At 71.9% G+C, this 23,477-nt stretch carries 22 protein-coding genes; 20 read left to right on the top strand and 2 right to left on the bottom strand.

Annotated elements, in window-relative coordinates; genetic code table 11:
• Positions 1–349: 349 nt before the first annotated feature.
• The 3 genes from IE286_RS21485 (at position 350) to IE286_RS21475 (ending at position 3,709) form a co-directional block, all read left to right on the top strand.
• Entirely contained in the window at positions 350–1,933 is a 1,584-nt protein-coding gene (locus tag IE286_RS21485; protein WP_189798397.1) for a site-2 protease family protein, read from the top strand.
• An 88-nt stretch (positions 1,934–2,021) separates the two neighbouring features.
• The gene (locus IE286_RS21480) at positions 2,022–2,924 is read left to right on the top strand and encodes a tRNA (adenine-N1)-methyltransferase (RefSeq protein WP_125499192.1); all 903 of its coding nucleotides are present in this window, start codon (positions 2,022–2,024) and stop codon (positions 2,922–2,924) included.
• A 203-nt stretch (positions 2,925–3,127) separates the two neighbouring features.
• Positions 3,128–3,709 carry a hypothetical protein gene (locus IE286_RS21475; RefSeq protein ID WP_189798396.1) on the top strand — a complete coding sequence of 194 codons (582 nt, stop codon included), beginning with the start codon at positions 3,128–3,130 and terminating at the stop codon, positions 3,707–3,709.
• Between the two features lie 92 nt (positions 3,710–3,801).
• Here IE286_RS21475 and IE286_RS21470 read toward each other — a convergent pair whose 3' ends face one another.
• Entirely contained in the window at positions 3,802–4,107 is a 306-nt protein-coding gene (locus IE286_RS21470; RefSeq protein ID WP_189427732.1) for a ferredoxin, read from the bottom strand.
• A 244-nt stretch (positions 4,108–4,351) separates the two neighbouring features.
• On the opposite strand from IE286_RS21470, the gene arc reads away from it, so the two are divergent.
• The 6 genes from arc (at position 4,352) to prcA (ending at position 10,508) form a co-directional block, all read left to right on the top strand.
• Positions 4,352–6,118 carry a proteasome ATPase gene (gene arc / locus IE286_RS21465; protein WP_125499189.1) on the top strand — a complete coding sequence of 589 codons (1,767 nt, stop codon included), beginning with the start codon at positions 4,352–4,354 and terminating at the stop codon, positions 6,116–6,118.
• 241 nt (positions 6,119–6,359) lie between these two features.
• A complete protein-coding gene (gene dop, locus IE286_RS21460; protein ID WP_372462513.1) occupies positions 6,360–7,874 on the top strand; it encodes a depupylase/deamidase Dop in 1,515 nt (504 codons plus the stop codon).
• Positions 7,875–8,078: 204 nt separating this feature from the next.
• Positions 8,079–8,297 (top strand): ubiquitin-like protein Pup, encoded by a 219-nt coding sequence (locus IE286_RS21455; RefSeq protein WP_125499188.1) that lies wholly within the window; start codon positions 8,079–8,081, stop codon positions 8,295–8,297.
• A 245-nt stretch (positions 8,298–8,542) separates the two neighbouring features.
• Positions 8,543–8,866, top strand: a complete 324-nt coding sequence (locus IE286_RS21450; protein WP_189798403.1) for an endonuclease domain-containing protein — start codon at positions 8,543–8,545, stop codon at positions 8,864–8,866.
• Complete coding sequence (gene prcB, locus IE286_RS21445; RefSeq protein WP_189798395.1) at positions 8,818–9,663, top strand: proteasome subunit beta; 846 nt, start codon at positions 8,818–8,820, stop codon at positions 9,661–9,663. The genes IE286_RS21450 and prcB overlap by 49 nt, the downstream gene beginning before the upstream one ends.
• A 65-nt stretch (positions 9,664–9,728) precedes the next feature.
• Positions 9,729–10,508 (top strand): proteasome subunit alpha, encoded by a 780-nt coding sequence (gene prcA, locus IE286_RS21440; protein WP_189798394.1) that lies wholly within the window; start codon positions 9,729–9,731, stop codon positions 10,506–10,508.
• A gap of 104 nt (positions 10,509–10,612) precedes the next feature.
• Here prcA and IE286_RS21435 read toward each other — a convergent pair whose 3' ends face one another.
• Positions 10,613–11,632 carry a LacI family DNA-binding transcriptional regulator gene (locus IE286_RS21435; protein ID WP_189798393.1) on the bottom strand — a complete coding sequence of 340 codons (1,020 nt, stop codon included), beginning with the start codon at positions 11,630–11,632 and terminating at the stop codon, positions 10,613–10,615.
• A 144-nt stretch (positions 11,633–11,776) separates the two neighbouring features.
• Here IE286_RS21435 and IE286_RS21430 point away from each other — a divergent pair, with 144 nt between their 5' ends.
• From IE286_RS21430 to IE286_RS21380, 11 genes are all read left to right on the top strand, one after another.
• On the top strand, positions 11,777–13,045 hold the full coding sequence (locus IE286_RS21430) for an MFS transporter (protein WP_189798392.1): 1,269 nt from the start codon (positions 11,777–11,779) through the stop codon (positions 13,043–13,045).
• A gap of 9 nt (positions 13,046–13,054) precedes the next feature.
• Positions 13,055–14,416 (top strand): Pup--protein ligase, encoded by a 1,362-nt coding sequence (gene pafA / locus IE286_RS21425; protein ID WP_189798391.1) that lies wholly within the window; start codon positions 13,055–13,057, stop codon positions 14,414–14,416.
• Positions 14,417–14,613: 197 nt separating this feature from the next.
• Positions 14,614–15,621 (top strand): FKBP-type peptidyl-prolyl cis-trans isomerase, encoded by a 1,008-nt coding sequence (locus tag IE286_RS21420; RefSeq protein ID WP_189798390.1) that lies wholly within the window; start codon positions 14,614–14,616, stop codon positions 15,619–15,621.
• Positions 15,622–15,766: 145 nt separating this feature from the next.
• On the top strand, positions 15,767–16,138 hold the full coding sequence (locus IE286_RS21415) for an FKBP-type peptidyl-prolyl cis-trans isomerase (RefSeq protein WP_189798389.1): 372 nt from the start codon (positions 15,767–15,769) through the stop codon (positions 16,136–16,138).
• 139 nt (positions 16,139–16,277) lie between these two features.
• The gene (locus IE286_RS21410) at positions 16,278–17,255 is read left to right on the top strand and encodes a helix-turn-helix transcriptional regulator (protein ID WP_189798388.1); all 978 of its coding nucleotides are present in this window, start codon (positions 16,278–16,280) and stop codon (positions 17,253–17,255) included.
• 18 nt (positions 17,256–17,273) lie between these two features.
• On the top strand, positions 17,274–18,461 hold the full coding sequence (locus IE286_RS21405) for a helix-turn-helix transcriptional regulator (RefSeq protein WP_229863266.1): 1,188 nt from the start codon (positions 17,274–17,276) through the stop codon (positions 18,459–18,461).
• 20 nt (positions 18,462–18,481) lie between these two features.
• Entirely contained in the window at positions 18,482–18,742 is a 261-nt protein-coding gene (locus IE286_RS21400; protein WP_189798402.1) for a CpXC domain-containing protein, read from the top strand.
• A gap of 10 nt (positions 18,743–18,752) precedes the next feature.
• Positions 18,753–18,947 carry a hypothetical protein gene (locus IE286_RS21395; protein WP_189798387.1) on the top strand — a complete coding sequence of 65 codons (195 nt, stop codon included), beginning with the start codon at positions 18,753–18,755 and terminating at the stop codon, positions 18,945–18,947.
• Positions 18,948–19,208: 261 nt separating this feature from the next.
• Positions 19,209–19,490 carry a Sec-independent protein translocase subunit TatA gene (gene tatA, locus IE286_RS21390; RefSeq protein ID WP_189798386.1) on the top strand — a complete coding sequence of 94 codons (282 nt, stop codon included), beginning with the start codon at positions 19,209–19,211 and terminating at the stop codon, positions 19,488–19,490.
• Between the two features lie 48 nt (positions 19,491–19,538).
• A complete protein-coding gene (gene tatC, locus IE286_RS21385; RefSeq protein ID WP_189798385.1) occupies positions 19,539–20,486 on the top strand; it encodes a twin-arginine translocase subunit TatC in 948 nt (315 codons plus the stop codon).
• 135 nt (positions 20,487–20,621) lie between these two features.
• Positions 20,622–23,471 carry a DEAD/DEAH box helicase gene (locus IE286_RS21380; RefSeq protein ID WP_189798384.1) on the top strand — a complete coding sequence of 950 codons (2,850 nt, stop codon included), beginning with the start codon at positions 20,622–20,624 and terminating at the stop codon, positions 23,469–23,471.
• Positions 23,472–23,477: the final 6 nt, after the last annotated feature.

Raw genomic sequence — 23,477 nt, 5'->3', positions numbered from 1 at the left:
GCGCGGGCCCCCCGGCCGCCGGCGCCCCGGCCGCCGGCACCGTCACCGCCGACGCCCGGGGCGCGGCCGGCTCCGGCGGCGGGACCGGCCGCCGGTCCGCCGCCGTGCCGCCGCGGGACTGCGCTCCGTCCTGGCTGCTGGTCTCCATGACCACGAACCTTACGGCCCGCCACTGACAGTGACCCAGCCGGTGACCCGGCCCGGGGAGGATCCACCCACGGTGACGGCGGCGCACGGCGGGAAGGACCCGGGGGTGCCAGGCGGAACCGCGGGTCGTCGCCGCATACCATCGACGTCGAGAGCTTCTGGCCGACGAGCGCAGAAGACGCGCATCTGACGAGGGGACACCGTGGACGTGAGCGGCGGGAGCGGGCAGCCGCGGCCCGGCAACGACGAGCCGGCCGAGCCCCGCACGGATCCCACGGCGCCGGCCGTCGGCCCCGAAGGCCCCGGCGAGGCGGCCGCACGGCGGAGCGGCCTTCCGCGGCCCGCCGGCCGGCCGGAGGGCGCGGACCGCCCGGGCGGCACCGAGGCAGCAGGGGACCCGGCCTCCACCGCACCGGCCGGGAGCGACGCGGCCCACGACGCGCGGCCGGCCCCGTCGCCACAGCCGCAGCCCGCCGGCACCGCCGTTCGCGACGACCGGGACCCCCGGCAGGCCGGCGACCGGCATCCGGAGCGGGCGCACGCCCACGGCGGCCCCGGTACAGGCGCCCCCGGCACACCCCCGCCCCGTCCGCCCCGCCCCCCGCGGGGGCCGGGCGGCGGGCTGCTCATGGGCCGCCCCTTCGGCGTCCCCGTGTACGTCGGGCCCAGCTGGTTCCTCGTCGCCGCGCTGATCACCTGGGTGTTCGGCGGACAGCTCGAGAGGGTCCTGCCCGAACTCGGCGCCGCCCGGTATCTGGTCTCCCTGTTCTTCGCGGTCGCCTTCTACGGCTCCGTCCTGGTGCACGAACTCGCCCACACCTTCGTCGCCCTCCGCTTCAAGCTGCCGGTGCGCCGCATCCAGCTGCAGTTCTTCGGCGGCGTCTCCGAGATCGAGAAGGAGGCCGAGACCCCGGGCCGCGAGTTCCTGCTGGCCTTCGTCGGCCCGCTGCTCTCCGTGGTCCTCGGCGGCGTGTTCTACCTCGCCCTGCAGCCGGTCGAGCGCGGCTCGGTCCTCGGGGTCCTGCTGGCCGCCTTGATGATCTCCAACCTGGTCGTCGCCGCGTTCAACCTGCTGCCCGGCCTGCCCCTGGACGGCGGCCGCATGCTGCGCGCGGTCGTCTGGAAGATCAGCGGCCGGCCGATGACCGGCACCGTGGCCGCCGCCTGGGTCGGCCGCGCCCTGGCCGTCGCCGTGCTCGTCGGACTGCCCCTGGTGAGCCAGTCCGGCAGCCTCGGCGACGACACCGGGCCCGGCGTCGGTGTGGACACCGTCACCGACGCGCTCCTCGCCGCCATCATCGCCGCGATCATCTGGACCGGCGCCGGCAACAGCCTGCGCATGGCCCGGCTGCGGGAACAGCTGCCGCACCTGCGCGCCCGCACCCTCACCCGCCGCGCGGTGCCCGTGGAGACCGACACCTCCCTCGCCGAGGCCCTGCGCCGGGCCAACGACGCGGGCGCCCGCGCCCTGGTCGTGGTCGACGGACACGGCAACCCGCTGTCCCTGGTCCGCGAGTCCGCCATCGCCCACGTCCCCGAACACCGCCGCCCCTGGGTGAGGGCCAGCGAACTCGCCCAGGACCTCACCGAGGGCATGCGAGTGTCGGCCGAGCTGGCCGGAGAGGAACTCCTCGACGCCCTGCGCGCCACCCCGGCCACCGAGTACCTGGTCGTGGAGGAGACGGGCGAGATCTACGGCGTGCTGTCCGCCGCGGACGTCGAGCGGGCCTTCGTCCGCGCCATGGCCCGCCCTGGAACCTCGTCCGGGCCCCGCACCGGGGCGTAGGGCCACGTCCGTCCCCGGCGCGCGCGGGGCCCGTCCGCGGGCCCGGCACGTGGTCAGGAGGCCCGTCGGGGACCGGTAGGCTGGTCACATGTCCGAACCGACCGGTGCCGCCCGCCGCCGCGGGCCCTTCAGGGTCGGGGACCAGGTACAGCTGACGGACCCCAAGGGCCGCCACTACACGTTCACACTCGAAGCCGGGAAGAACTTCCACACCCACAAGGGGTCCTTCCCGCACGACGAACTGATCGGCGCTCCCGAGGGCACCGTGGTGCGCACCACCGGCAACGTCGCCTATCTCGCGCTGCGTCCCCTGCTCCCCGACTACGTCCTGTCCATGCCCCGCGGGGCAGCCGTCGTCTACCCCAAGGACGCCGGCCAGATCCTCGCCTTCGCCGACATCTTCCCCGGCGCCCGGGTCGTCGAGGCCGGCGTCGGCTCCGGCTCGCTCAGCAGCTTCCTGCTGCGGGCCATCGGCGACCAGGGCATGCTGCACAGCTACGAGCGGCGCGCGGACTTCGCCGAGATCGCCCGGGCCAACGTCGAGCGCTACTTCGGCGGCCCGCACCCGGCCTGGCAGCTGACCGTCGGCGATCTGCAGGACAACCTGTCCGACACCGACGTCGACCGCGTCATCCTCGACATGCTCGCCCCGTGGGAGTGCCTGGAGGCCGTCTCCAAGGCGCTCGTCCCGGGCGGCATCCTGTGCTGCTACGTCGCCACCACCACCCAGCTCGCCCGGACCGTGGAGTCCATCCGCGAGATCGGCTGCTTCAACGAGCCGACCGCCTGGGAGACGATGATCCGCAACTGGCACATCGAGGGCCTGGCCGTCCGCCCCGACCACCGCATGATCGGGCACACCGGCTTCCTGCTCACCGCCCGCCGTCTCGCCGACGGCGTGGAACCGCCCATGCGTCGCCGCCGTCCCGCCAAGGGCGCCTACGGCGAGGACTACGAGGGCCCCAACGCCGGCGGGGGCGCCGGCCGCTGACCGGCGCCGCCTCAGCCGGCGGCCGTCCTCAACGAACGGGCGGTGCGGCCCAGTTCCCCGTGCCGGCGGAACTGGGCCGCACCGCCCGCGCGTTGCCGGCGGGCGGTGCGAAGGTGCGGTGCACCCCACGGTTCCCCCGCACTGTGACGTGTGGCACGATGCTGGCCACCCCACCGGCACAGCCCTCACAGGAGACACTCCTCGTGCAGCACCCCGCCGTTCCGGATCTGGCACACACGCACCCCCGGCCCATCCACTGGGTCGCCACCGCCGCCGCCGTCGCCGGAGTGGTCGCGCTCACCTCGTCCGTCCAGCCCGGCTCCGCCACCGCCGCCCAGCCCGGGGGGACACCGGTGCGCGACGCGCCCGCGACGGCCGCCCCCGCCCCCTCCACCGCGGGCGTGGCCTTCCCGGTCCAGTGTGGTCCGGTCAAGGCCGTCGTCGCCCGGCAGGCCTCCGGCGACCTGGACGGCGACGGCCGGCCGGAGACCGTCGCGGCCGTCCACTGCGACGCCCCCACGGGCACCCCGCCCGACGGTGTCTATGTGCTCACCCGGGGCGACGGCGCGGGCCCGGCGCGGGTGGTGGCCACCCTGGTCGATCCGAAGGACCGCAACACGGTGACCACTCTCACCGTCCGCGACGAAGCCGTCACAGCCACGCTGCTCGGCTACTCGTCCCCGGACGTGCCCGCCTGCTGTCCCGACCTGAAGGACAGCGTGAAGTGGCAGTGGAAGAACGGCGCGTTCCTGCGTTCCGCGCCCGCGCGGGCACACAGCGTGTGAGTCCACGCCCGCCGGGGCGCGCGACGGTCGGTTCGCGACCGCGCGCCCTGGCGGCCCGCAGCGCACGGCCGCGACCGTGCGCGCCCCCGCGGTCACGCCGCGTCGGGGCCGTACACCTCGACCTTGTCCGAAACGCGGCGTACGTGGATGCACTCGCCCGGGCATTCCCGGGCCGAGTCGGCCACGTCCCTCAGCAGCGGCAGTGGCACGGGCGTTGTCGCCCCCTTGTCCTGCAGCAGCTCGTCGTCCGGGCTTTTCACATAGGCCAGACCGTCGATGTCCAGCTCGAACACCTCGGGTGCGTACTGCGCGCAGAGGCCGTCACCGGTGCACAGATCCTGGTCGATCCAGACCTCCAGCGCCTCGCCGCCCTCCGCGGTCTGTTCTTGCACGCTCATCTACTCCTGCCGTTTTACGTCGAGCTGCGCGGGAATCAGGCCAGCTCTGACGGGTGTTGAACATCTCGACCCTATATCTGTCCGCTTTCCAATCATCTTCGGTGGGTATTCCCCTGGCGTGAGGGAGAGCGCAAGGGTGAAGATCGGACACACCCCGACCGTCTTTGTGATCTAGGGGTTTCAATCGACACCCACCCAGGTAGGGTCTGGAAGCGTCCAGCTCCCCTTGGAGGAGGTGAGGACCGTGGCAGCCCACGACGACGACACGAACCGCGGCATCCGCCCGGGGCAGGGGTCCGACGACCCGGCCGGGCAGATCGCCTACCTTGAGCAGGAGATCGCCGTCCTGCGACGCAAGCTCGCCGACTCTCCGCGACACACGAGGATTCTCGAAGAGCGGATCGTCGAGCTGCAGACCAACCTGGCCGGCGTGTCCGCACAGAACGAACGCCTTGCGAACACCCTCCGTGAGGCCCGTGACCAGATCGTGGCCCTCAAGGAGGAGGTCGACCGGCTCGCCCAGCCGCCCGCCGGTTTCGGTGTCTTCCTGCAGGCCAACGAGGACGGCACCGCCGACATCTTCACCGGAGGCCGCAAGCTGCGGGTGAACGTCAGCCCCAGCGTCGAGCTGGACGAGCTGCGCCGCGGCCAGGAAGTGCTGCTGAACGAGGCGCTCAACGTGGTCGACGCGATGGAGTTCGAGCGCGTCGGCGACATCGTCACCCTCAAGGAGATCCTGGAGGACGGCGAGCGAGCCCTGGTACTGGGGCACACCGACGAGGAGCGGGTGGTGCGGCTCGCCGAGCCGCTGCTGAACGCCACCATCCGCCCCGGTGACGCCCTTCTGCTCGAGCCGAGGTCCGGCTACGTCTACGAGGTCGTGCCCAAGAGCGAGGTCGAGGAACTCGTCCTCGAAGAGGTGCCCGACATCGGCTACGAGCAGATCGGCGGTCTCGGTGCCCAGATCGAGATGATCCGCGACGCCGTCGAGCTGCCCTACCTCTACCCGGACCTGTTCAAGGAGCACGAACTCCGCCCGCCCAAGGGCGTCCTGCTCTACGGGCCTCCCGGATGCGGCAAGACGCTCATCGCCAAGGCCGTGGCCAACTCGCTGGCCAAGAAGGTCGCCGAGGTCACCGGCCAGGCCGCGGGCAAGAGCTTCTTCCTCAACATCAAGGGCCCCGAGCTGCTGAACAAGTACGTCGGCGAGACCGAGCGGCAGATCCGCCTGGTCTTCCAGCGGGCCCGGGAGAAGGCCAGCGAGGGCACCCCGGTCATCGTCTTCTTCGACGAGATGGAGTCCCTCTTCCGCACCCGCGGCTCCGGTGTCAGCTCGGACGTGGAGAACACCATCGTCCCGCAGCTGCTCGCCGAGATCGACGGTGTGGAGGGCCTGCAGAACGTGGTCGTGATCGGCGCCTCCAACCGCGAGGACATGATCGACCCCGCCATCCTGCGCCCCGGCCGGCTGGACGTGAAGATCAAGATCGAGCGTCCCGACGCCGAGGCGGCCAAGGACATCTTCGCCAAATACCTCACCGAGCGTCTGCCGCTGCACGCGGACGACCTGGCCGAACACGGCGGCGACAAGGCCGCCACGGTCCAGGCGATGATCCAGACCGCGGTCGAGCAGATGTACGCCGAAACCGAGGAGAACCGCTTCCTGGAGGTCACCTACGCCAACGGTGACAAGGAAGTCCTGTACTTCAAGGACTTCAATTCCGGCGCCATGATCGAGAACATCGTGGGCCGCGCCAAGAAGATGGCGATCAAGGACTATCTGGAGAAGAACCAGAAGGGCCTCCGCGTCTCCCACCTCCTCCAGGCGTGCGTGGACGAGTTCAAGGAGAACGAGGACCTGCCCAACACCACCAACCCCGACGACTGGGCCCGGATCTCCGGAAAGAAGGGCGAGCGGATCGTCTACATCCGCACGCTCATCACCGGAAAGCAGGGCGCGGACACCGGGCGCTCCATCGACACGGTGGCGAACACCGGACAGTACCTGTAAAAGCAGGGCGGCTGCGGGTGCCCTCGGCGGGTACCCGCAGCCTGCTGCTTTTTCCAGGCCCCCGCATGGAGCAGGCAATGAGGCACATGATCTCCCCGCCGGCGCAAAGGCGTTCTAGGCTCGTTCCTACCGCCGGGTCGCGCAGTGCGGGGACGGGCACAGGCACCGCACAGGCACCCGGGCACCAGCGGTACGTGAGCGCCGCCCACGACCGAGGGCGCCGCCGGGCAAGGAGGGCCGCATGACCGTACGGCGAGTGATGGGCATCGAGACGGAGTACGGCATCTCCGTTCCCGGTCACCCCAACGCCAATGCCATGCTCACCTCGTCCCAGATCGTCAACGCGTACGCCGCGGCGATGCACCGGGCCCGCCGGGCCCGCTGGGACTTCGAGGAGGAGAATCCGCTGCGGGACGCCCGCGGCTTCGACCTCGCCCGCGAGGCCGCCGACGCCAGCCAGCTCACCGACGAGGACATCGGCCTGGCCAACGTCATCCTGACCAACGGCGCCCGCCTCTACGTCGACCACGCCCACCCCGAGTACAGCGCCCCCGAGGTGACCAACCCGCGCGACGCCGTGCTGTGGGACAAGGCCGGGGAGAGGATCATGGCCGAGGCCGCCGAACGGGCCGCCCAGCTGCCCGGCGCCCAGCCGATCCACCTCTACAAGAACAACACCGACAACAAGGGCGCCTCCTACGGCACGCACGAGAACTACCTGATGAAGCGGGAGACCGCCTTCTCCGACATCGTGCGCCACCTGACGCCCTTCTTCGTCACCCGCCAGGTCTTCGCCGGCGCCGGCCGCGTCGGCATCGGCCAGGACGGTCATGAACACGGCTTCCAGATCAGCCAGCGCGCGGACTACTTCGAGGTCGAGGTCGGCCTGGAGACGACCCTGAAGCGGCCCATCATCAACACCCGGGACGAGCCCCACGCCGATGCGGAGAAGTACCGCCGCCTGCACGTGATCATCGGCGACGCCAACCTCTCCGAGATCTCCACCTACCTCAAGCTGGGCACGACCTCCCTGGTGCTGTCCATGATCGAGGACGGCTTCATCGCGGTCGACCTGGCCGTCGAGCAGCCCGTGCGCACCCTGCACCAGGTCTCGCACGACCCGACGCTCAAGCGTCTGGTCACGCTCCGCAGCGGCCGCACCCTGACCGCGGTCCAGCTCCAGATGGAGTACTACGAGCTGGCCCGCAAGTACGTGGAGGAACGCTACGGTGCCGACGCCGACGAGCAGACCCGTGACGTCCTCGCCCGCTGGGAGGACACGCTCACCCGTCTGGAGAACGACCCGATGAGCCTGTCCGGCGAGCTGGACTGGGTCGCCAAGCGGGAGCTGATGGAGGGCTACCGGCGCCGCGACGGCCTGGACTGGGACTCCGCGCGGCTGCACCTGATCGACCTGCAGTACGCCGACGTACGCCCCGACAAGGGCCTTTACAACCGCCTGGTGGCCCGGGGCCGCATGAAGCGGCTGCTGGACGAGAGCGAGGTCGACAGGGCCCGCAGGAAGCCGCCCGAGGACACCCGGGCCTACTTCCGCGGACGCTGTCTGGAGCAGTACGCCGACGACGTCGCCGCGGCCTCCTGGGACTCGGTGATCTTCGACCTGCCGGGCCGGGACTCGCTGCAGCGGGTGCCCACCCTGGAGCCGCTGCGCGGCACACGCAAGCACGTCAAGGAACTGCTGGACCGCTGCCGCACCGCCGAGGACCTGGTCCGGGTCCTCTCCGGCGGCAGGTGAGCGGTACCCGGGGCCGTCCGTGTGCCGCCGGTGCCTGGCCGGCGGCACACGACAGAGTGGAAACACCGGCGACCGGGAATCATCGGAAGAGCCCCGCACGCAGGGCAACCGCGGGGCCGATGTCAGACCCGGACGGTAGGGTCTGAGCATCACCGATCGGTCGAAAGGCCGACCAAGTCGGGCGAACTGAGCGGGGTGAGGGTTATGGCAACGAAGGACACCGGCGGCGGGCAGCAGAAGGCCACGCGCTCGACCGAGGAGGTCGAGGAGCAGGCGCAGGACGCGCAGGCCGCCGAGGACCTCAAGGAACGCCACGAGAAGCTGAGCGACGACGTGGACTCCGTCCTGGACGAGATCGACGACGTGCTCGAGGAGAACGCCGAGGACTTCGTGCGCAGCTTCGTGCAGAAGGGCGGAGAGTGACGGCGGCCTGCGCCGGCTCCCCCGCGCACTGAAGGCGGCAAGGGGTGGGAGTGCCCGGCGGCCCGGCGGCACGGCGCCGCACTCGGTGTGTGCGACGGCGTCCGCCGGCCGTGGCCGGCGGGGACGGGGACCGGTGCGACGGCTTTCGGTGCACGGCCGGGAGCGCGCGGCGCAGTCCCGCGCCCCGCGCTTCCGGCGCCGCTGGTGCGCGCGTGCACCAGTCCGCGCAGGCGAAGGCCGAGGTGATGGCCGGGGGTGCCCGCACGACGCCCGGGAGCGGCAGGACCGCCTCGGGACGTCCCCGCGCCCCCCGTACCGCAGCCGCACGTGACGCGTCGGTCGCCGCGCCCGGGGGCGTGTGCCGGCCGTGCCCGACGGTGCCACCCGAGCATGTCGGTCACCGCCATGAGACGGGTAGGGTCCGTGGCGTACTGTGCTTCAGCTGCACCGCTGCACTGGGGCAGTTCAAGGAACGGCCCGATGCCGTAAGGCGGGCTGCTGCTTACGTGGAAGGGATCGCGTGGAAGCGAACACTCGTAGCACCGGGCGTCTGCCAGCTGCCTTCCTGACGCCTGGGTCCTCCTCCTTCATGGACTTCCTTGCTCAGCACAAGCCGGAGCTGCTCCCCGGGAACCGGCAGCTGCCGCCCACCCAGGGTGCGATCGAGGCACCGCACGGCACGACGATCGTCGCCGTGACCTTCGAGGGCGGTGTCGTGCTGGCCGGTGACCGCCGGGCGACCATGGGCAATGTGATCGCGCAGCGGGACATCGAGAAGGTCTTCCCCGCGGACGAGTACTCGGCCGTCGGCATCGCCGGCACGGCGGGCATCGCCGTGGAGATGGTGAAGCTGTTCCAGCTGGAGCTGGAGCACTTCGAGAAGGTGGAGGGGACGCAGCTGTCGCTGGAGGGCAAGGCGAACCGGCTGTCGACCATGATCCGCTCCAATCTGGGCCTGGCCATGCAGGGCCTTGCGGTGGTCCCGCTGTTCGCGGGCTACGACCTGGACCGCGACAAGGGCCGCATCTTCTCCTACGACGTCACCGGCGGCCGCAGCGAGGAGCACGGCTTCGCGGCCACGGGTTCCGGCTCGGTGTTCGCCCGTGGTTCGATGAAGAAGCTCTACCGCGAGGACCTGGGCGAGGAAGAGGCCACCACCCTCGTGGTACAGGCCCTGTACGACGCGGCAGACGACGACTCGGCGACCGGTGGTCCCGATGTCGCCCGCCGGATCTATCCGATCGTCACCGTGATCACCGAGGACGGCTTCCGCCGGCTCACCGACGAGGAGACCTCCGAGATCGCCCGTTCGGTGCTGCAGCGGCGTCTGGAGCAGCCCGACGGCCCGCGGGCCGCACTGCTGTAGCCGGGCGGCCGGGTTTCTTGTTCAAGGTGATCCAGTGACTTCTACAGAAAGGGACGGATAAACCGGTGTCGACGCCGTTCTACGTGTCACCTCAGCAGGCCATGGCCGATCGGGCGGAGTACGCCCGCAAGGGCATCGCCCGGGGCCGCAGCCTGGTCGTGCTGCAGTATGCCGACGGGATCGTGTTCGTCGGTGAGAATCCGTCCCGGGCGCTGCACAAGTTCAGCGAGATCTACGACCGGATCGGTTTCGCGGCTGCCGGCAAGTACAACGAGTACGAGAACTTGCGCATCGGCGGTGTCCGCTACGCCGACCTGCGCGGATACACCTACGACCGCGGTGACGTGACCGCGCGGGGCCTGGCGAACGTCTACGCCCAGACGCTGGGCACGATCTTCTCCAGCGCGGCGGAGAAGCCGTACGAGGTGGAGCTGGTGGTCGCCGAGGTGGGGGAGACCCCGGAGGGCGACCAGATCTACCGGCTGCCGCACGACGGGTCGATCGTGGACGAGCACGGCTCGGTGGCGGTCGGCGGCAACGCCGAGCAGATCAGCAGCTACCTCGACCAGCGGCACCGGGACGGGATGACGCTGTCGGAGGCGCTGAAGCTGGCCGTACAGGCGCTGTCCCGCGACACCAACGGCTCCGAGCGGGAGATCCCCGCCGAGCGCCTGGAAGTGGCGGTGCTGGACCGGACCCGTCCGCAGAAGCGGAAGTTCAAGCGGATCACCGGCCGCCAGCTGGCCCGGCTGCTGCAGGGCGACGACGGCGACGCCTCGAAGGACGCCACGGGCGTGGACGGCCCGGCGGACGCGGCGGACGCGGGGGACACCGAGGAGAAGTGACCGCCACCCCGGCCCGCGGGCTGCCGTCCTTCCGGCCCGCGGGATGGGCAGCTCGGGTGCCCCGGCTTGCCGAAGCGTTTCGGCAGGCCGGGGCACCGGGCGTCTCAGGGCGTGCTCGGCGGGGCCGTGGAGCCCCGCACCACCAGACGCACGGGAATGTCCCCGCCCTGTGGCGTGCGGCCCTCCAGGACGGCCAGCAGAGCCTGCATGCCGCGCTCGCCGAACAGCTCGGCGTCCAGATGGACCGTGGTCAGCTCCGGGTCGACGGCCGTGGCCAGATGCAGGTCGTCCACGCCGGTGACGGAGACGTCCTCGGGCACCCTGAGCCCCAGACGGCGCAGGCCCTTGTAGGCGCCCACGGCGAGCGCGTCGTCGTCGCAGATCACGGCCGTGGGGCGAGGGGTGCCGGGGTCGCCGAACGCGGCCTGCACGGCGGCGCGGGCGCCCTCCGGGGAGATCGGTGTGCGGGCGGTGCGGACCGAGGTGCCGGGCACGGCGCCGATCCGGGCGGCCAGGGCGCGGGCCCGGACCTCGAAGGTCCAGGAGGGCACGTCCGCGGCCAGGTGCACGAAGTGCCGGTGGCCGAGGTCCAGCAGATGCTCGGCGACCTGCCGGGCGCCGTCGGCGATGTCCAGGTTGACGGTGGCGGCGCCGAGGCTGCCGGCGGGGTCGCTGTCGAGCATGACGAGGGGCAGCTGCTCGCCGCGCAGAGCGGTCAGGGCATCGGCGGCCATGGACGACGCGATGACACCGTCCAGGGCGGCCCGCGCGGAGGCGAAGGGATTGCGGGCGGGGCCGACGCCCTCGGGCGAGGGGTAGAGGACGACGCCGAAGCCGTGTTCGGCGGCGACACGGGCGGCGCCGGTGTAGACGCCGGCGAAGAATTCGGTGGTCAGCGCGGGGACCACGAGCAGGACGGTGCGGGTGCGGCCGAGACGGAGATTGCGGGCCGCGAGGTTGGGCCGGTAGCCGAGGTCACGGGCGGCCCGGCGGACGCGTTCCGCGGTGGCCTCGGAGACCCGGCCGCGCCACTTGTCGCCGAGGACGAGCGAGACGGCGGCCTGGGAGACGCCGGCGGCCCGGGCGACGTCGCGGCTGGTGGGCCGGGTGCTTGCGGGTGCCACCGTGGCACTGCTCCTTCGTGCTGGGTCCGCTGCGCCGGCCGCCGGGCACGGCCGGCCGGACTGCTCCTGGACGGGTGAACAGCGCTCATGGTACGTATGGCCGGTCACGTTATACGTACAACGTCCGGCTCGGGAGGACACACGATGGCCGCGGCAGGCGCACGGTACCTGGACGTCCTGCGGGCGCGGCATGCCGCCCGGCTGCTGGCGGGGACCCTGGTGGGGCGGCTGCCGAACGCCACCGCGGCCCTGACGATCGTGCTGTTCGTGCGGGCCGAGGGCGGCACCTACAGCCTGGCGGGCGCCCTGGCGGCGGCGTACGGCGTGGCCAACGCGGTCGGCCAGCCCCTGCTCGGCCGGCTGGTGGACCTGTACGGCCAGCCCCGGGTGCAGCTGCCGGCCGCGGTGGGTGCGGCGCTGGCGATGACGGTGTTCGCCCTGACCGGCACCGAGCCGCCGGCCCTCGCCTGGACGGCCGTGGTGGCGGCCGGGCTGCTCACCCCGCCGCTGGAGGGCGGGCTGCGCGCCCTGTGGCCGTCCGTGCTGCGCCGCGAGGAGCAGGTGCACACCGCGTACGCGATGGACGCGGTGGCGCAGGAGGTCATGTTCACCGTGGGACCGCTGCTGGTCACCTGCTGCGTGGCGCTGTGGTCGGCGCGGGCCGCCCTGGTGGTGCTGAACGCGCTCGGGGTGCTGGGCGCGCTGACGGTGGTCGTCTCCCCGCCGTCACGGGCGTGGCGGTCGGCACCGCGCGAGGCGCACTGGCTCGGGGCGCTGCGCTCGCCCGGGCTGCTGGCGCTGCTCGGCGCCTTCCTGTTCGTGGGGACCGCGCTGGGCTCGATCACGGTGGCGGCGGTGTCGTACGCGGACGCCCACGGCGGGGACGCGGTGTACGGCTCGCTGATGGCCGCACTGGGGCTCGGGGCTCTCGCCGGCGGCGCGGTCTACGGGGCGCGGCAGTGGGCTGGCGCGCCCGAGCGGCGGCTGCGGGTGCTGGTGGGCGCGCTGGCGGTGTGCTACCTGCCGCTGATGCTCCGGCCGGGCGTGCCCGCGATGGTGCTGCTCACCGTGGTCGCCGGGCTGTTCCTGGCGCCCTGCATCGCGTGCGCGTTCGTCCTGGTCGACCGGCACGCGCCGCGCGGCACGGTGACCGAGGCGTTCTCGTGGCTGGTGACGACCTTCACGGTCGGGTCCTCGGCGGGCACGGCGGTGGCCGGGCCGGTGGTCCAGTCGGGCGGCACGCTGTGGGGGTTCGCGGTGCCGGGCGCCGCGGGGGCGGTGTCCCTGCTGGTGCTGCTGGCCACGGGCCGGCTGCTCACGGCGCCCGCCGGGCGGGCCGTGGTCGTGACGCGTCCGGAAAATGATCCGAATCGTGCCGCCGAACCTCGTTTCAGTCCGGGGGATCAGGCGTAATGTTCACTCATGGACCGCCGCATTTTCGGGCTGGAGAACGAGTACGGCGTCACGTGCACGTTCAGGGGACAGCGCCGTCTGTCGCCTGACGAGGTGGCGCGGTACCTCTTCCGCCGTGTCGTGTCATGGGGCCGCAGCAGCAATGTCTTTCTGCGGAACGGCGCCCGGCTCTATCTCGACGTGGGATCACATCCGGAATACGCGACACCCGAATGTGACAACGTGATCGAACTGGTCACCCACGACAAGGCCGGCGAGCGCATTCTCGAAGGACTCCTGGTGGACGCGGAAAGACGCCTGCACGAGGAGGGAATCGCGGGCGACGTCTACCTGTTCAAGAACAACACCGACTCGGCGGGCAACTCCTACGGGTGCCACGAGAACTACCTGGTGGCACGGCACGGGGAGTTCTCCCGGCTCGCGGACATCCTCATCCCCTTCCTGGTCACCCGGCAGCTGCTGTGCGGCGCGGGCAAGGTGCTCCAGACCCCGCGCGGCGCCGTGTACTGCGTGAGCCAGCGGGCGGAGCACATCTGGGAGGGCGTCTCCTCGGCGACGACCCGCTCCCGGCCGATCATCAACACCCGCGACGAGCCGCACGCCGACGCCGAGCGCTACCGGCGCCTGCACGTCATCGTGGGCGACTCGAACATGTCCGAGACGACGATGCTGCTCAAGGTCGGCGCCACCGACCTGGTGCTGCGCATGATCGAGGCGGGCACGGTGATGCGCGACCTGACCCTGGAGAACCCCATCCGGGCGATCCGCGAGGTCAGCCACGACATGACCGGCCGCCGCAAGGTGCGCCTGGCCAGCGGCCGGGAGGCCTCCGCCCTGGAGGTGCAGCGCGAGTACTACGAGAAGGCGCTGGACTTCTGCGAGCGGCGCGGCATCCGCACCGGCACGGTCGAGCGGGTGCTGGAGCTGTGGGGCCGGACCCTGGAGGCCGTCGAGACCGAGAATCTCGACCTGATCGACACCGAGATCGACTGGGTCATGAAGTACAAGCTCATCGAGCGGTACCGCGCCAAGCACAACATGACCATGTCGCATCCGCGGGTCGCCCAGATAGACCTCGCCTACCACGACATCCACCGCCGTCGTGGGCTGTACTACCTGCTGGAGAAGAAGGGCCAGGCGGCCCGGGTCTGCAACGACGTCAGAATCTTCGAGGGCAAGTCGGTGCCGCCGCAGACGACCAGGGCCCGGCTGCGCGGCGACTTCATCCGGCGGGCGCAGGAACAGCGCAGGGACTTCACCGTCGACTGGGTGCATCTCAAGCTCAACGACCAGGCACAGCGCACGGTGCTGTGCAAGGACCCGTTCCGTTCGGTGGACGACCGGGTGGAGAAGCTGATCGCCGGGATGTGAACGCGGCCCGTCCCGGCCACCGGGTGTTCCGGCGGCTGACGCGCCCGCGGCGGTGCTCACCCGGCCGGGGGACCGCCGTCGGAACGACACACGGGCGCCGTACGTGTCACGTGACGTTTCACGTACGGCGCCCTGTCCGCCCCGTAGAGTTGCGCGCGCACGTCTTCCACACGACCGACCGATTACGAGGCCCCACCGTGCGCCGACGCTCTCTTCTTCTCTCCGTCCCCGCGGGACTGGTCACGCTGGCCGCCTGCGGCTCCGACAAGGACGATGCGGACACGGCCGGCAGCAGCGAGTCGCCGTCCGCGTCCGCACCGGCCACGTCCGCCGCACCGCCGCCGAAGATCGTCTCCGGGCCGCTGCCGGCGGTCACCGCGGGCACCGGGTTCGGGCAGAAGCCGACCGTGGCCAAGGGCAGCGGCGAGCCGTCGAAAGACCTCGCGGTCAAGACGCTGATCGCGGGCAGCGGCCGCACCGTGGCGGAGAACGACTACATCCAGGCGCACTACCTCGGCCAGATCTGGAACACGGGCAAGGTCTTCGACAACTCCTACGACCGCAAGACGCCCCTGCTCATCCAGCTCGCCCAGGGCACGATCATCGACGGCTGGCGCTACGGCCTGGCCGGGAAGAAGGCGGGCAGCCGGGTGATGTTCTCCGTGCCGCCCACCTGGGGCTACGGCACCCAGGGCAACGCGCAGGCGGGCATCAAGGGCACCGACACGCTGGTGTTCGTCGTCGATGTGCAGAACGCCTTCAACGCAAGCAGCTCGGCGCAGGGCAAGGCCGTCGAGCGCACCGACGCCGCGCTGCCGAAGGTCGGCACCAACACCGACGGCAAGGCCCCGGCCATCGAGGTGCCGAAGAAGCCCGCCCCGGACAAGCTGGTCGCCGACTATGTGATCGAGGGCGACGGCCCGGTGGTCAAGGCCGACAGCACCGTGCTCGTGCAGTACAAGGGCGTGGTGTGGGACACCGGCAAGGAGTTCGACTCGACCTACGGCCGGCACGCGCTCACCTCCTTCTCGCTGCAGCAGGTCGTCAAGGGCTGGGCGCAGGGCCTGACCGGCAAGAAGGCCGGCAGCCGCGTGCTGATCGTGATCCCGCCGTCCCTGGGCTACGGCGACAACCCGCCGCCCGACAGCGGCCTGACCAAGGACTCCACGATGGTCTTCTCCGTGGACATCCTCGCCGCGATGTGACCGGCGCCGTCCGGCCCGCCGCACCGCCGGGGCGTGCCCGCGCGCCCTGGCAGCGCGCCGGACCGTGCACCGGCGCCGGGGGCGGGCCGGGCGCGGGGATGAAAGACTGGGGGCGTTCTTTGTCGCAGACAGCAGGAGCTTTTCAGTGAGCATCGACAAGCCCGAGATCGACTTCCCGGGCGGCGAGCCCCCGGCCGACCTCGAGATCAAGGACATCTGGGAGGGCGACGGCGAGGTCGCGAAGGCGGGCCAGGTCGTGACCGTCCACTACGTGGGCGTCGCGTTCAGCACCGGTGAGGAGTTCGACGCCAGCTGGAACCGGGGCACCCCGTTCCGCTTCCCGCTGGGCGCCGGCCGGGTCATCGCGGGCTGGGACCAGGGTGTGCAGGGCATGAAGGTCGGCGGCCGCCGCCAGCTGACCATCCCGCCCCACCTCGCCTACGGCGACCACAGCCCGACCCCGGCGATCAAGCCCGGCGAGACCCTGATCTTCGTCGTGGACCTGCTCGCGGTCTGACCGGCGCACACCGGCATCCCGCGGGATCCGGCCGGCCGAGGCCCGCCCCTGTCCGGGTGCGGGCCTCGGCTTTTGACGTGGCGCCGCGGAGCGGTACGGTCATCGGTCGTACGCACCATACGGAAGGCGAAGGGCATCGATGGCCATTGCCAAGGCCGAGCGGCTGATGAACCTGGCGTTGTGCCTGCTCGGGACCCGGCGGCCGCTCAGCAAGCGCGAGCTGCGGGAGTCCATCGAGGCCTACGTCGAGGCGTTCGGCCCGGAACAGGGCGCGACCGGTTCCGACGACGCCTTCAACCGCATGTTCGAGCGGGACAAGGACGACCTGCGCGAGCTGGGCCTGGTCATCGAGACCGTCGAGAGCGTCGACGGCGAGGTCGGCTACCTCGCCCGCCGGGACAGCAACCGGCTGCCGCCCATCACCCTGGACGCCGAGGAGGCCGCGGCCCTGGGCCTGGCCGCCAAGGTGTGGCAGCAGGCCCGGCTCGCCGGTGCCGCCAGCGGTGCCCTGCAGAAACTGCGGGCCGCCGGGCTGCCCGAGGAGGTCGACCCGTACGCGGAGCACGGCGCGCTGGAGCCGCGCATCCCGGTCCACGAGGCCGCCTTCGAACCGCTGATGCTGGCACTGCGCGACCGCCGCCCGGTCGTCTTCGACTACCGCAAGGCCAGCGCCGCCCGGCCCGAGACCCGGCACGTCGAGCCGTGGGCGCTGGAGTGCTGGCGCGGCCACTGGTACCTGGCCGGATTCGACCGCGACCGCCAGGCCGAGCGGGTCTTCCGGCTGTCGCGGATCACCGGCAAGGTCCGCTCACGGGCGGGCCGCTTCACCGCGCCCGTGCCGGACGTCGTCACCGTCCGCGAGACCGTGGCGCACTGGGCTGGCGAGACCGCCGACCGCTCCGCGCGGATCCGGCTGCGCGCGGGGGCCGGCTACCCGCTGCGGGCGAAGGCCACCGCCGTGCGGGAACTCGGCGACGGCTGGGACGAGTTGGAGATCCCGTACGGGCACGGCCTGGACGCCTGGCTGGTGGAGTTCGGCCCGGACGTGGTGGTGCTGGAGCCCGCCGAGCTGCGGGCCGACGTGGTGGACCGGCTGCGTGCCGTGGCCGAGGGCTGAGGGGGAGCGAGCGACACCGTGGCAGGCAAACCGGTCAGGCCCGCGAGCGCCATCGACCAGACCCGGCGGATGCTCTCGCTGGTGACCTATCTGCGGGAGCGGCCCGGCGCCCGGATCGAGGACGTGGCCCGCGCCTTCGGCATCAGCGAGGAGGAGCTGGTCTCCGACCTCGACGTGCTGCCCATGTGCGGGACCAGCTTCCGCGGCGGCGACCTGCTGGACATCGACACCGACGGCGAACGCATCTGGTGGCACAACCCCGCCGCGCTCGCCGCGGAGGCGGCCGAACCGCTCCGGCTGGCCGCCGACGAGGCGACCGCGCTGCTGGTGGCCGCCCGCGCGGTGGCCACCCTGCCCGGTCTGCGTGCGGGCGACCGGCAGGCCCTGCTGCGGGCCACGGCGAAGGTCGAGGCCGCGGCCGGCGAGGCGGCCGGCACCAGCTCCCGGCTGTCGGTGACCTTCGAGTCCGAGGGCGGGGTCTTCGCCGACGTGGACCGCGCCATCTCCGAGCGCCGCCGGCTGTGGATCCGCTACTACTCGCCGGCCCGGGACGAGGTCACCGAGCGGGAGATCGACCCGATCCGTCTGGTCAGCGTCGGCCACACCTACGTGGAGGCCTGGTGCCGCCGCTCCGAGGCGCGCCGCACCTTCCGGCTGGACCGGGTAGCCGAGATCAAGATCCTCGACGACCCGTCCGAGCCGCCGCAGGTGGAGCTGCGGGACCTGTCCGAGGCCCTGGTGCAGCCGGCGGCCGAGGACCCCGAGGTCGTCGTCGAGGTCGGGCCCAGCGGGCGCTGGGTGGCGGAGTACTACCCGCACGACAGCGCCGAGGAGCTGCCCGACGGCGGACTGCGCATCACCCTGCGCACACCCGATCCGGCCTCGCTGCGCCGCCTGGCGCTGCGCCTGGGCCGCGACGGCCGCATCGTCGCCCCGCGCGAGCTGGCGGACAGCGCCCGGCAGGCGGCCCGCGCGGCCCTGGCGGCGTACGAGGACTGCGAGGTCACGGGCGGCGGCGAGGTGCCGCGCACCGGTGACATGAGCGCGACGCGGGACACGGCCCCGGCCGGGGACGCGGCGCACACCCGGGACGGGGAACGGGCACCGGGCCGGACGGTGCCCGGAGCCCGGGGCGGGCGCGAGGGGGGCGAGGACGCACACGGACCGATCGGCAGGCGGTTGGACAGGCAGGAGCAGGAACTGTGAGCGAGTCGGCGAAGTCGGGGATGACGGTGGCGACGGCGTTCGCCGGGATGCGCAGCGTGACACCGGTGGTCTACCGGGCGGGCTGCCCCGACTGCCGGGCGCGCTTCGAACTCGCCGCCAGCGCGCTGCGGCTGGCCATCGGCGCGAGCAGCCGCACCACCTTCTACAGCTTCACCTGCCCCGAGTGCGGTGCCGCGGTCCGCAAGCCGGCCGGGGAGCGGATCGTGGAACTGCTCACCGGCGGCGGGGTCAAGACGCTGCGGCTGCACTCGACCCCGTAGGCTCGACGTCATGTTCTGGGCGATGGTGGCGGTAGCCGCGACAAGTGTGGGTCTCGCCGTCCTGGCGGTGTTCGCCGTCCAGGTGTTCGTTCAGGCCCGCCGGCTCGGACGGCAGGTCGCGGAGTCGGCGCAGCGCATCAGCCGGGCCGCGGAGGAGCTGGAGCGGGCGAGCGTGAGCGCCGCCCGGTCCGCGAGGTCGCTGTGACAGCGGCGCCGGCAGTGGCCGGTGCGCCACCCGTGGCGTGCGCCACGGAACGCCGCGCCCTGTCACGGCGCCGCGCGCGACAGGTACCCTCGGGACGCGGACCGGAGAACGAGGCCCGGTCCGTGGACGGGAGTACGCACAGGGATTGCCTCGCGTTCACCCCTGAGCGCTACGATCGCCGCGAGATGCGACCGCTCGGACACATGTCCGGCTGGTCGGACAGCATCCCACCCAGCCGCCTCGGTGAGAAGGTATAGACATATGTTCGGAAGGCTCGGAGCCCCCGAGATCATTCTCATCCTCGTCGTCATCCTCCTGCTGTTCGGCGCGAAGAAGCTTCCGGACATGGCTCGCTCGCTGGGCAAGTCCGCCCGCATCCTGAAGAGCGAGGCCAAGGCGATGAAGGAGGAGAGCCGCACCGCCTCCGCCCCGGCGCCGGCCCCGGGCGAGCAGCCTCCCGCCCAGCGCACGATCCAGGCGGCTCCCGGTGACGTGACCAGCTCACGGCCGGTCACCGAGCCGACGGACACCGCCCAGCGCTGACGCACGGCCGGATCCGTTCCGGCCTGCCGCACGAGATGAGGACGTGGGTTGCTCAAGCCTGCCCGCAAGAAGGTGAAGGATCCCGAGGGGCGCATGCCCCTCGCGGACCATCTCCGTGAGCTACGCAACCGGCTCGCGAAGGCGTTGCTCGCCATCGCCGTGGTGACGGTCGTCGCCGCCTTCTTCTACTACGACATCATCAACTTCCTCACCAGGCCGATCCTCGACTCGGTCGGCTGCCGCGAGACCTTCGAACAGCTCACGAAGGGCTCCGGTCACCAGCAGTGCGCGCAGATCACGATCAACGGTCTGCTGGCCCCCTTCACCCTCGCCCTGCAGGTCTCCCTGGTGGCCGGCATCGTGATCGCCTCGCCGGTGTGGCTCTACCAGCTGTGGGCGTTCGTCGCGCCCGGCCTGCACAAACACGAGAAGAAGTACGCCTACGCGTTCGTCGGCACCGGTGTGCCGCTGTTCCTCGTGGGCGCCTTCTTCGCCTACAAGGTGCTGCCCACCACGGCGAAGGTGCTCATCGACTTCACCCCGCAGGGAGTCGACAACCTGCTGCCGCTGGACGACCTGCTCCAGCTGGTGACGCGGATGGTGATCGTCTTCGGGCTCTCCTTCGAGCTGCCGCTGCTGCTGATCATGCTGAACCTCACCGGCGTCCTGTCCGGCAAGCGGATGCTCGGCTGGTGGCGCGTGATGATCATGGCGATCACCGTCTTCGCGGCCGTCGCCACCCCCAGCACCGACCCGGTGTCCATGCTGCTGCTCGCCGGTCCCATCTGGGTGCTGTACTTCGGCGCGGTCGTCTTCGCCCTGATCAACGACCGCCGCAGGCGCCGCCGCGAGCTGGCGGGCCCGGCCGACGACGAGGTGTCCGAGCTGGACCTCACCCCCGAGGACATCGGCGAGGTGGAACCCGTCACCGCCAGCCGGTCCCTGCCCGAGCAGGCCGGCCGGGACCGGGTCGACGGATACGACGACGTGACCTGAGAGTCCCGGCCGCGGCAGGACCCTCACCACAGGCGCACCGGGAAGCCGGCCGCCCCGCACCGCGGGCGGCCGGCCTCCCGCATGTCCGCCTGCCCGCACATCCCCTGACCAGGGGCGTTGCCGCTGATCGTGAGAATGATCGTCCGGTTGTCGGCACGGCCCGGTACGCTCGACAGCACGATGACTGAGGACCTCTCACCGGCCGAGCGGTACGCGGCAGCGCGCAGGCGGGCTGCCGAGCAGGCCACCGCCCTCGCGGGTTTCCGCGAGATGTACGACTTCGGCCTCGACCCCTTTCAGATCGAGGCCTGCAAGGCCCTCGAGGCGGGAAAGGGCGTGCTGGTCGCCGCGCCCACCGGCTCCGGCAAGACGATCGTGGGCGAGTTCGCCGTGCACCTGGCCCTGCGGCAGGGCAAGAAGTGCTTCTACACCACGCCGATCAAGGCGCTGTCCAACCAGAAGTACTCCGATCTGTGCCGCCGCTACGGCAGCGGCACGGTGGGCCTGCTCACCGGCGACAACAGCGTCAACGCCGACGCCCCGGTGGTCGTGATGACCACCGAGGTGCTGCGCAACATGCTCTACGCCGGCTCCCAGACCTTGCTCGGCCTCGGCTATGTGGTCATGGACGAGGTGCACTACCTCTCCGACCGCTTCCGCGGCGCCGTCTGGGAGGAGGTGATCATCCACCTGCCCGAGTCGGTGACCCTGGTGTCCCTGTCGGCGACCGTGTCCAACGCCGAGGAGTTCGGTGACTGGCTGGACACCGTCCGTGGTGACACCGAGGTGATCGTCTCCGAGCACCGGCCCGTCCCGCTGTTCCAGCACGTGCTGGCCGGACGGCGGATGTACGACCTGTTCGAGGAGGGCGACGGCCGGCGCAAGGTCAACCCGGACCTGCTGCGCATGGCCCGGCTGGAGGCCAGCCGCCCGTCCTTCCCGGACCGCCGGCGCGGACGGTCGATGCGCGCGGCCGACCGGGAGCGCGAGCGCCGCCAGCGCTCGAGGGTCTGGACACCGAGCCGCCCGGAGGTCATCGAGCGTCTGGACGCCGAGGGCCTGCTGCCCGCCATCACCTTCATCTTCAGCCGGGCCGCCTGCGAGGCGGCCGTCCAGCAGTGCCTGTACGCGGGACTGCGCCTGAACGACGAGGCCGCACGCGAGGAGGTCCGCGCCCTGGTCGAGGAGCGCACCGCCTCCATCCCGCCCGAGGACCTGCACGTCCTCGGCTACTACGAGTGGCTGGAGGGCCTGGAGCGCGGCATCGCCGCCCACCACGCCGGCATGCTCCCGACCTTCAAGGAGGTCGTCGAGGAGCTGTTCGTGCGCGGCCTGGTCAAGGCGGTCTTCGCCACCGAGACCCTCGCCCTGGGCATCAACATGCCCGCCCGCTCCGTCGTGCTGGAGAAGCTCGTCAAGTGGAACGGCGAGCAGCACGCCGACATCACCCCCGGCGAGTACACGCAGCTCACCGGCCGCGCCGGCCGCCGCGGCATCGACGTCGAGGGGCACGCGGTGGTGCTGTGGCAGCGCGGGATGAACCCCGAGCACCTCGCGGGCCTGGCCGGCACCCGCACCTATCCGCTGCGCTCCAGCTTCAAGCCGTCGTACAACATGGCGGTCAACCTGGTCGAGCAGTTCGGCCGGCACCGCTCCCGCGAGCTGCTGGAGAGCTCCTTCGCCCAGTTCCAGGCCGACAAGTCGGTCGTGGGCATCTCCCGGCAGGTGCAGCGCAACGAGGAGGGGCTGGCCGGCTACAGGAAGTCGATGACCTGCCACCTCGGCGACTTCGAGGAGTACGCGCGGCTGCGCCGGGAGCTGAAGGACCGGGAGAACGAGCTGGCCCGGCAGGGCGCGGCCCAGCGGCGCGCCGAGGCCGCCGTCGCCCTGGAACGGCTCCGGCCCGGCGACGTCATCCACGTGCCCACCGGCAAGTACGCGGGCCTGGCGCTGGTCCTGGACCCGGGGCTGCCGGCCGGCCGGGTCGGCGGCCACCGCGGCCTGGAGTACCACGACGGGCCGCGCCCGCTGGTGCTGACCGCCGAGCGGCAGGTCAAGCGGCTGGCGTCGATCGACTTCCCGGTGCCCGTGGAGCCGGTGGACCGGATGCGCATCCCGAAGTCCTTCAACCCGCGCTCCCCGCAGTCCCGCCGCGACCTGGCCTCCGCGTTGCGCACCCGCGCCGGGCACATCCCGCTCGAGCGGCACCGCAAGCGGCGTTCGGCGGCCGCCGACGACCGGGAGATCGCCCGGCTGCGCAGCGCGCTGCGCGCCCACCCCTGCCACGGCTGCGACGAGCGCGAGGACCACGCCCGCTGGGCCGAGCGCTACCACCGGCTGCTGCGAGACACCAAGCAGCTGGAGCGCCGTATCGAGGGCCGCACCAACACCATCGCGCGCACCTTCGACCGCATCGTGGCGCTGCTGACCGAACTGGACTATCTGCGCGGCAACGAGGTCACCGAGCACGGCAGGCGCCTGGCCCGGCTCTACGGCGAACTGGACCTGCTGGCCAGCGAGTGCCTGCGCGGGCGGGTCTGGGAGGGCCTGGGTCCGGCCGAACTGGCCGCCTGTGTCTCGGCGCTGGTGTACGAGTCCCGGGCCGGGGACGACGCCCTGGCACCGAAGCTGCCGGCCGGCAAGGCCAGGGAGGCCCTCGGGGAGATGGTCCGCATCTGGGGCCGGCTGGACGCCCTGGAGGAGGAGTTCCGCATCAACCAGACCGAGGGCGTGGGCCAGCGCGAGCCCGACCTCGGTTTCGCCTGGGCCGCGTACATGTGGGCCTCGGGGAAGGGGCTGGACGAGGTGCTGCGCGAGACGGAGATGCCGGCCGGTGACTTCGTGCGCTGGTGCAAGCAGGTCATCGACGTGCTCGGCCAGATCGCGGCGGCGGCCCCCACCGAGAACTCCACGGTGGCCAGGAACGCCCGCAAGGCCGTCGACGGCCTGCTGCGGGGCGTGGTCGCCTACTCGTCGGTCGGCTGACCCCGC

Source organism: Streptomyces thermodiastaticus (genome assembly GCF_014656135.1).
GTDB classification, from domain to species: Bacteria; Actinomycetota; Actinomycetes; order Streptomycetales; family Streptomycetaceae; genus Streptomyces; species Streptomyces thermodiastaticus.
Note: the sequence above shows the minus strand (reverse complement) of the source record. Positions and strands in the feature narration are given on the sequence as shown.

What these genes read in the sequence shown, in the direction of transcription:
- IE286_RS21480 (WP_125499192.1), top strand. Translation starts at nt 2,022, where the DNA reads ATGTCCGAACCGACCGGTGCCGCCCGCCGCCGCGGGCCCTTCAGGGTC.
- IE286_RS21470 (WP_189427732.1), bottom strand. Translation starts at nt 4,107, where the DNA reads ATGAGCGTGCAAGAACAGACCGCGGAGGGCGGCGAGGCGCTGGAGGTC.
- dop (WP_372462513.1), top strand. Translation starts at nt 6,360, where the DNA reads ATGACCGTACGGCGAGTGATGGGCATCGAGACGGAGTACGGCATCTCC.
- IE286_RS21455 (WP_125499188.1), top strand. Translation starts at nt 8,079, where the DNA reads ATGGCAACGAAGGACACCGGCGGCGGGCAGCAGAAGGCCACGCGCTCG.
- IE286_RS21450 (WP_189798403.1), top strand. Translation starts at nt 8,543, where the DNA reads ATGGCCGGGGGTGCCCGCACGACGCCCGGGAGCGGCAGGACCGCCTCG.
- IE286_RS21430 (WP_189798392.1), top strand. Translation starts at nt 11,777, where the DNA reads ATGGCCGCGGCAGGCGCACGGTACCTGGACGTCCTGCGGGCGCGGCAT.
- pafA (WP_189798391.1), top strand. Translation starts at nt 13,055, where the DNA reads ATGGACCGCCGCATTTTCGGGCTGGAGAACGAGTACGGCGTCACGTGC.
- IE286_RS21410 (WP_189798388.1), top strand. Translation starts at nt 16,278, where the DNA reads ATGGCCATTGCCAAGGCCGAGCGGCTGATGAACCTGGCGTTGTGCCTG.
- IE286_RS21400 (WP_189798402.1), top strand. Translation starts at nt 18,482, where the DNA reads ATGACGGTGGCGACGGCGTTCGCCGGGATGCGCAGCGTGACACCGGTG.
- IE286_RS21395 (WP_189798387.1), top strand. Translation starts at nt 18,753, where the DNA reads ATGTTCTGGGCGATGGTGGCGGTAGCCGCGACAAGTGTGGGTCTCGCC.
- tatA (WP_189798386.1), top strand. Translation starts at nt 19,209, where the DNA reads ATGTTCGGAAGGCTCGGAGCCCCCGAGATCATTCTCATCCTCGTCGTC.
- IE286_RS21380 (WP_189798384.1), top strand. Translation starts at nt 20,622, where the DNA reads ATGATCGTCCGGTTGTCGGCACGGCCCGGTACGCTCGACAGCACGATG.